The organism is Wolbachia endosymbiont of Pentidionis agamae (genome assembly GCF_036711655.1).
Classification (GTDB): domain Bacteria; phylum Pseudomonadota; class Alphaproteobacteria; order Rickettsiales; family Anaplasmataceae; genus JAZHPY01.
The window spans coordinates 1-6887 of sequence record NZ_JAZHPY010000057.1; the positions used below are offsets into that span (position 1 = coordinate 1).

A 6887-nucleotide genomic window follows, 5' to 3' on the forward strand; every position below is an offset into this window, starting at 1 on the left:
ATGAGATAGAATGAGGCAAAATATATATATTATTATTAAAGCTTTCGATAGCAAGTTACTGGATAATTGTATAAAGAAAATTCTACATTATTTAGAGCAAACAACAGTTAAGTTTAGTGGTCCTATTATGCTGCCTACAAAAATTATGAAGTTTACAGTTAATAGATCTCCTCATGTAGATAAAAAATCTAGAGAGCAATTTGAAATCAGAAGCCCGAAGCGTTTGATTGTTTTGCATAATCCGGTTGCTACTGTAGTAAAGATGTTGGCTGATTTAATTTTGCCAGCGGGCGTAAAGGTTGTATTAAAGATTAAAAAGGGGGCGTAGATGAGAAGAGTTGGTCTGTTAAGGAGAATTGGCTTGTTGTTAAAAAAAGTTGGTTGTACTAGGCTCTATCCTTCTTTTTTAGGTATTCCTGTTACTTTGTTATGGTTAGAGCCAACTTATATTGTGAGTTTAAGGGAGAGAGATAATTCTATTATTTTGGCACTTAATAATTTAAGAAATGTTGCCAAACCTCAATCAAGTTATCTTAGGAAAAACAATGTCCCATATAATTCTAAATTATATGAAAGTAGAGTTAAAAGTTTATCAGGCGTTCAGTTGGGTCTGGTGAGTATAAATCATTTTGTTGTTGGTCAATATCTTGATATTACTGGTAATTCAAAAGGTAAGGGGTTTGCTGGTGTGATGCAGCGGCATAATTTTAGTGGTCTTAGAGCATCGCACGGTGTTTCTATTGCTCATAGGTCACAAGGTTCGACAGGTCAATGTCAAGATCCTGGTAAAGTGTTTAAAGGAAAGAAAATGGCTGGTCGTTTTGGTAATGTAAGGGTAACTGCGCAGAATATGGAGTTACTATCTATTGATAATGAGCGTAATCTTATTGTTGTAAAGGGTAATAATGTTCCTGGTTTTAAAGGTAAGTATGTTTTTGTAAGAGATGCTATTAAGAAGCCTTTGCACAGAGATATTCTTTCTCCTGTGAGCTTTGTAGTGGATACAGCTGATAGTGATTTGATTAGTTAGAGTTAGATAAGTATGGAATGTAATGTAGTTGATTTATATGGCAAAGATGTTGGGGCTGTGAAGCTAAATCACAGCATATTTTCTATAGAGCAAAAAGTTCATGTGTTGCATGATGTAGTAAAGTGGCAATTAGCTAAAAGGAGATCTGGTACTCATAAGGTTAAGGTTATTAGTGATGTTTCTGGTACTACTGCTAAGCCTTATAGTCAAAAGCGTACTGGTAGGGCAAGGCAAGGAAGTTTGAGGTCTCCTCAGTTTAGGGGTGGTGGAGTTATTTTTGGTCCAGTAGTAAGGACTCATGCTTACTCTCTTAATAAAAAGGTACGCAAGCTTGCTTTAAAGGTTGCTTTATCTTTGAAATATTCTTCTAATCAGTTAATTATTTTAAATGATCTTAATGTTCAAATTCATAAGACCTCTGAGCTTTATAAATGCATGAAGTATTTTAAATATTCTTCTTTTTTGATAGTAGGGGATTGTGGGAAGGACCTATTTTTTGCTTCTAGAAATTTGTATAATGTTAATTTAATAAAGCCAATTGGTCTAAATGTTTTTGATATACTGAATCATGAATGTTTGATGCTAACAAGTGATGGTGTGGGTTATCTTGAGAGTAGGTTGCTGTGATGAAATATAATCATATAATAGAGTCTCCTATAATTACTGAGAAAGCTTCTTTTTTAAGGGAAAAGTTTGATAAGTATTCTTTCTATGTTTCTTTCAAAGCAAGTAAATCTTGTATAAAAAAAGCTATAGAGTCTTTGTTTGATGTTAAAATTAATTTAATTAATGTTATAAAAGTCAAACCTAAGTCAAAACTTTTTAAAGGTATATTGGGTCAAAAAAAATGGAAAAAAAAAGTATATTTTTCATTGAAGGATGGTTGTAAATTAGATATCATGAGTATTTAATATGAGTATGAAGTTTCTTAATCCATTTACTCCGTCATCTCGTGGGACAGTGTTAATAGATAGGTCTATTTTATCGAAAGCTAAGCCTGAGAAGTCTTTAACATGTGGTAAAGTCGCTAGTGGTGGGAGGAATAATTATGGTAGAATTACTGTACGTCATATAGGTGGTGGCCATAAGAAGCAATATAGGATTGTAGATTTTAAACGTAGTAAAAATGGTAATGCTGTGGTGCAGCGTATAGAGTATGATCCAAATAGAAGTGCATTTTTGGCTTTGATATTATATGAAGAAGATAATGTGAAGTCTTATATATTAGCTCCTCATGGTATAAAGCTTGGTGATGTTATTTCTTCTGGTGATCATTCTGATATATTGCCAGGAAATTGCTTGTCTCTAAAATGTATACCTATTGGTTCTTTCGTGCATAATGTAGAATTAAAGCCTGACAAGGGTGCTTCTATCGCTAGGGCTGCTGGTTCTTGTGCCCAAGTTGTAGGTCATAGTGGGAATTATGTTTTGTTGAGGCTTAGATCTGGTCAGATGAGATTAATCTTATCAACATGCAAGGCTTCTATTGGTGTGGTTTCGAATATTGATCATAAAAACATAAAACTAGGTAAAGCTGGTAGAAGTAGATGGCTCGGAATAAGACCTAGTGTTCGTGGTGTTGCAATGAATCCTGTTGATCATCCTCATGGTGGTGGTGAAGGTAAGACGTCAGGTGGTCGTCATCCTGTTACTCCTTGGGGTGTTTCGACAAAAGGCAAAAAAACGAGAAAAAGAAAAAAGTTAAGTAATAAGTATATTAAACAATTTAAGAGGTAGTATATGGCTAGATCTTCATGGAAGCCACCTTTTTGTCATCCTTCTTTATTAAAGTTGATTAAGAAAGCAGCATCGTCTAATATTAAGGATGTTCGTGTGATAAAAACTCGCTGTAGATCTTCTGTTATTATTCCTGCTTGTTTGGGGTTAAGGTTTGCTGTTTATAATGGTAAGACATATGTTCCTGTTAATGTTAATAATCAAAATATGATAGGGTATAAATTTGGTGAATTTTCTCCTACTCGTAAATTCACTGGTCATAGCGGAGATAAGAAGGCAGTAAAAAGGTAGTATATGGTTAGTCAAGTAGTTAAGGCTAGTGTAAGGAGTGTAAAATCAACTCCTCGTAAGCTCAATTTAGTTGCACATTTAGTTCGTAACAAGAAGGTTTCTTTTGCTAAGGCGCAGCTAATGTTTTGTAAAAAGAAAGCTGCCGGTTTTATAGCTAAAATTTTAAATTCTGCTATTTCTAGCGCTCAATATAATTATGGAATGGAAATCGATAATCTATACATAAAGAATATTTTAATAGGTAAGTCTTTAACTTTACGTAGAGTGAATCCAAGAGCAATGGGTAAGGGGAATAGGCTTAACAAGTGTTATAGTAATATATATATTGAATTGATGGAGGAGGATAAATAATGGGGCAAAAGGTTAACCCTATTAGTTTTAGATTAAAGGTTATAGGTACATGGGATTCTATTTGGTATGCTGAGAGGAGTTACGTACAAAAGTTACATCAAGATTTGATGATCTCTGATTACATACAGAAGTTTTTTAAGCAAGCATATGTTTCTAAGGTGATAATATCTAGGCAGGTGTCTTCTATTTCTGTAGCCATACATTCTGCAAGGCCAGGGTTAATTATAGGCAAGAAAGGTGTAGATATTGAAAAAGTAAAGAAAGATATTCTCAAGAAAATGAAATGTAATGTAGATTTTAATGTTGTAGAAGTAAAAAAATCCGAGTTGGTTGCATCTTTAATAGCAAGCAGTATAGCACAGCAATTAGAAAAGAGAATCTCATTTAAAAGAGCAATGAAAAAGGCTGTTCAATCTTGTTTAAAAATGGGTTGTAAGGGAATTAAAGTAAGTTGTGCTGGACGTTTGGGGGGAGCAGAAATGGCTCGTACTGAATGGTACAAAGAGGGGCGTTTGCCGCTTCATACTTTGCGTGCTAATATAGATTATGCTGTTCGTGAAGCGAAGACGGTTTATGGTATCATAGGAATTAAAGTTTGGGTTTATTTGGATAATTAGGTATATTGATGTTTATTCCAAGGAAGAGTAAGTATAAAAAGGCTTTTAAAGGGCGTATTAGAGGTAATAGTAAGGGTGGTACTTCTTTATTGTTTGGTGATTATGGATTAAAGGCTTTAACTTCAGGGAAGGTAACATCAAAGCAATTAGAAGCTACTAGGCGTGTAATATCGAGGACTTTGAAACGTGCTGGTAAAGTGTGGATTAGAATTTTTCCTGACACTCCAGTTACTAAAAAACCTGCTGATGTACGTATGGGCAAGGGAAAAGGTAGTGTTGAATGCTGGGTGTTTAAGGTAAAGCCAGGGAGGATTTTATTTGAGGTTAATGATGTGCCTTTATATCTAGCAGAGTCAGCCTTGAGTAAGGCTGTATCTAAACTGCCTTTGAAGTGTAAGTTTATTTCAAGTCATAGCTAAATGAGGTTATTGTGGATATAGTCGATATTAGATCAAAATCTTCTGAAGATTTATTATTAATCATTAGGAAATTAAGGGAAGAGTTTGTAAGGTTGGTTTTTCAAAAAAAAACAGGCCGGTTAAATAATACTGCACAGTTTAAGGTAATAAGTAAGAGCATAGCTCGTGTTTTAACTGTTTTAAAGGAAAGAGAGGCTGATAAAAAAGATGTCTAAGAAAGTGTTTTGTGGTACTGTAATTAAGGTGTATAATAAGACTATAAAGGTTTCGGTGTTGAGGACCTTTAAGGATAAATTATATAAGAAGGTTATAAGGAGGTATAGTAAATATACCGCTCATGCTGATAGTGATATTTATAAAAACGGTGATAAAGTGTTAATACAGGAACATAGACCAATTTCTTCTACAAAAACGTGGATAGTGATTAATAATGAAGATTTAGTGTAAATTTTATGATTCAGAAAAATACATTATTAAATGTGGCTGATAATTCCGGTGCTCGTACTGTTTTATGCATTGGTTTATTGGGCGGTAGAAAGTCTGCATCTATAGGTGATATAATAGTTGTATCTGTTAAGACTATAAATCCTAAGGGTAAAGTTATAAAGGGTAAAGTGTATAGAGCAGTTGTGGTTAGGGTAAGGAAATGTATTAGGAAGCAAGATGGTGCTATGATCTCCTTTTCTAGTAATGCAGTTGTGCTGATTAATAATCAGGGTGAGCCTCTTGGTACTAGAATTTTTGGTCCAATTAAGAAGTTACCAACTGGTTCTTTTATGAAAATTATGTCTTTAGCTGTTGAGGTTTTATAATGGGTAGTAAGCTAAAAGTTGGTGATGATGTAATAGTATTGGCTGGCAATGATAAGGGTAAAATTGGAAAAATTATAGGTGTAATAAATAAAAATTTACAAAGAAAAATGATAGTTTCTGGTATAAATTTACATAAAAGGCATGTTAAGGGGAGAAATGGTAAGGCAAGTGACATTGTTACAAAGGAAATGCCTATAGATGTTTCTAATATTGCAATGTTAGATCCTAAATTTCGTACTCCTACTAAAGTTGGTTTTAAGTTTATAGATAGTAAAAAGTTACGTTTTGCAAAAGTTTCTGGGGAGATAATAAATTAAATGATGTCTGAAGGATTATATCATCATAATACTATAAGTTCTTCAATAATGGAGGGTGTGGCTCATAAAAATGTAATGGAAGAGCCAAAGTTTGTCAAGATATGTGTTAATATCAGTACTGGTAGAGCTGCTGCGGACTCCAAGATAGCGAATGAGTTGCATGATATATTATATTTATGTTTTGGTCAAAAACCTGCGGCGACTTATTTAAAAAAGTCTATTTCTAATTTTAAAGCTAGAAAAGGTGCAATTGTTGGTTACAAGTTGACTTTGCGCAGAAAAAATATGTGCGAATTTTTAAAAAGATTAATATATATTGTTTTACCAAGAGAAAGGGATTTTATCGGGTTTAGTGTAAAGCAGTTTGATGGCAATGGTAATTTTTCTTTTAGTATAAAGGAACATATATCATTTTTAGAAATAAATTATGATAAGGTAGTAAATATTTATGGGATGGATATAACTATTGTTACTACTGCTAAAAATAGTTCTCAATTAAGAGCACTATTACTAACTAAAAATTTTCCTATTATTGATTAATAACGAGTATGGCAAAAAAATCTGTAGTACAAAGAAATCTAAAAAGAATTATTGTATGTGGTCGCTATAAGGATAGGAGGGATGAGTTGAAGTTTAAGATTAAAGATAAGAATCTTACCATAAATGAAAAGGTGCTTTTTCAAGCTAAATTAACAAAGCTATGTAGGGACTCTTCTCCTATTAGAGTGAGAAATAGATGTTTTTTAACTGGTAGGCCTAGGGGGGTGTACAGGAAATTTGGTTTATCTAGGGTAATATTGCGTGATTTATGTGCATTTGGTAAAATTCCAGGAGTAACTAAGTCCAGTTGGTAGGGATATAAAGGTAAAATTATGGCATTATCTGATAGTATAGGTGATTTTATAACAAGGATACGCAATGCACAGCTTGCGATGCATAAAAAAACGAAAGTGTTGTTTTCTAAAATTAATCTTTCAATATTAGGAATATTAAAGGAGGAAGGTTATATTGTAGACTATAGCAAGGAAAGTAAAGGTAATGTGTCTTGCTTGATTGTAAAGTTAAAGTATTATAATAATTCTCCTGTGGTTACTAATATAGCTAGAGTTTCTAAGCCTGGTCAGCGTTATTATTGTAAGTCTAAGAATGTTAATAAGTTTTATAATGGATTGGGCATTTTTATACTTTCTACTTCAAAAGGAATAATGACTGATTATAGTGCACGCGAGTTGAAGGTAGGTGGAGAGGTTTTATGTTCTGTTTTTTAAATTAAGGAGTAATATGTCACGTGTAGGTACTAAGCCTATTGCTAT

Annotated in this window: 16 protein-coding genes; all 16 read left to right on the forward strand. The window is 33.2% G+C overall.

What is annotated here, in order from left to right; translation table 11 throughout:
• Nucleotides 1-10: 10 nt before the first annotated feature.
• The 16 genes from rpsJ to rpsH are packed head-to-tail and all read left to right on the forward strand — an operon-like array spanning nucleotide 11 to nucleotide 6842.
• Complete coding sequence (gene rpsJ / locus V6U76_RS03745; RefSeq protein WP_333023697.1) at nucleotides 11-328, forward strand: 30S ribosomal protein S10; 318 nt, start codon at nucleotides 11-13, stop codon at nucleotides 326-328.
• A complete protein-coding gene (gene rplC, locus V6U76_RS03750; protein ID WP_333023698.1) occupies nucleotides 329-1030 on the forward strand; it encodes a 50S ribosomal protein L3 in 702 nt (233 codons plus the stop codon).
• Nucleotides 1031-1042: 12 nt separating this feature from the next.
• On the forward strand, nucleotides 1043-1657 hold the full coding sequence (rplD, locus tag V6U76_RS03755) for a 50S ribosomal protein L4 (RefSeq protein ID WP_333023699.1): 615 nt from the start codon (nucleotides 1043-1045) through the stop codon (nucleotides 1655-1657).
• Nucleotides 1657-1941, forward strand: a complete 285-nt coding sequence (locus V6U76_RS03760) for a 50S ribosomal protein L23 (protein WP_408647424.1) — start codon at nucleotides 1657-1659, stop codon at nucleotides 1939-1941. The genes rplD and V6U76_RS03760 overlap by 1 nt, the downstream gene beginning before the upstream one ends.
• Before the next feature lies 1 nt (nucleotide 1942).
• Complete coding sequence (rplB, locus tag V6U76_RS03765; protein WP_333023701.1) at nucleotides 1943-2767, forward strand: 50S ribosomal protein L2; 825 nt, start codon at nucleotides 1943-1945, stop codon at nucleotides 2765-2767.
• A 3-nt stretch (nucleotides 2768-2770) separates the two neighbouring features.
• Nucleotides 2771-3058 (forward strand): 30S ribosomal protein S19, encoded by a 288-nt coding sequence (rpsS, locus tag V6U76_RS03770; RefSeq protein ID WP_333023702.1) that lies wholly within the window; start codon nucleotides 2771-2773, stop codon nucleotides 3056-3058.
• 3 nt (nucleotides 3059-3061) lie between these two features.
• A complete protein-coding gene (rplV, locus tag V6U76_RS03775) occupies nucleotides 3062-3409 on the forward strand; it encodes a 50S ribosomal protein L22 (protein WP_333023703.1) in 348 nt (115 codons plus the stop codon).
• Nucleotides 3409-4026: a 30S ribosomal protein S3 gene (gene rpsC, locus V6U76_RS03780; protein WP_333023705.1), complete on the forward strand. Its 618-nt coding sequence runs from the start codon at nucleotides 3409-3411 to the stop codon at nucleotides 4024-4026. Before rplV ends, rpsC begins: the two co-directional genes overlap by 1 nt.
• Nucleotides 4027-4034: 8 nt before the next feature.
• Nucleotides 4035-4445 carry a 50S ribosomal protein L16 gene (gene rplP, locus V6U76_RS03785; protein ID WP_333023706.1) on the forward strand — a complete coding sequence of 137 codons (411 nt, stop codon included), beginning with the start codon at nucleotides 4035-4037 and terminating at the stop codon, nucleotides 4443-4445.
• 11 nt (nucleotides 4446-4456) lie between these two features.
• On the forward strand, nucleotides 4457-4660 hold the full coding sequence (gene rpmC / locus V6U76_RS03790) for a 50S ribosomal protein L29 (protein ID WP_333023708.1): 204 nt from the start codon (nucleotides 4457-4459) through the stop codon (nucleotides 4658-4660).
• Complete coding sequence (rpsQ, locus tag V6U76_RS03795; RefSeq protein ID WP_333023709.1) at nucleotides 4653-4892, forward strand: 30S ribosomal protein S17; 240 nt, start codon at nucleotides 4653-4655, stop codon at nucleotides 4890-4892. Before rpmC ends, rpsQ begins: the two co-directional genes overlap by 8 nt.
• A gap of 5 nt (nucleotides 4893-4897) precedes the next feature.
• Nucleotides 4898-5257 (forward strand): 50S ribosomal protein L14, encoded by a 360-nt coding sequence (rplN, locus tag V6U76_RS03800; protein ID WP_333023710.1) that lies wholly within the window; start codon nucleotides 4898-4900, stop codon nucleotides 5255-5257.
• Nucleotides 5257-5574: a 50S ribosomal protein L24 gene (rplX, locus tag V6U76_RS03805; protein WP_408647425.1), complete on the forward strand. Its 318-nt coding sequence runs from the start codon at nucleotides 5257-5259 to the stop codon at nucleotides 5572-5574. The genes rplN and rplX overlap by 1 nt, the downstream gene beginning before the upstream one ends.
• A gap of 3 nt (nucleotides 5575-5577) precedes the next feature.
• Nucleotides 5578-6114, forward strand: a complete 537-nt coding sequence (gene rplE, locus V6U76_RS03810) for a 50S ribosomal protein L5 (protein WP_333023711.1) — start codon at nucleotides 5578-5580, stop codon at nucleotides 6112-6114.
• An 8-nt stretch (nucleotides 6115-6122) separates the two neighbouring features.
• A complete protein-coding gene (gene rpsN, locus V6U76_RS03815) occupies nucleotides 6123-6428 on the forward strand; it encodes a 30S ribosomal protein S14 (protein ID WP_333023712.1) in 306 nt (101 codons plus the stop codon).
• 18 nt (nucleotides 6429-6446) lie between these two features.
• Entirely contained in the window at nucleotides 6447-6842 is a 396-nt protein-coding gene (gene rpsH, locus V6U76_RS03820) for a 30S ribosomal protein S8 (RefSeq protein WP_333023713.1), read from the forward strand.
• Nucleotides 6843-6887: the final 45 nt, after the last annotated feature.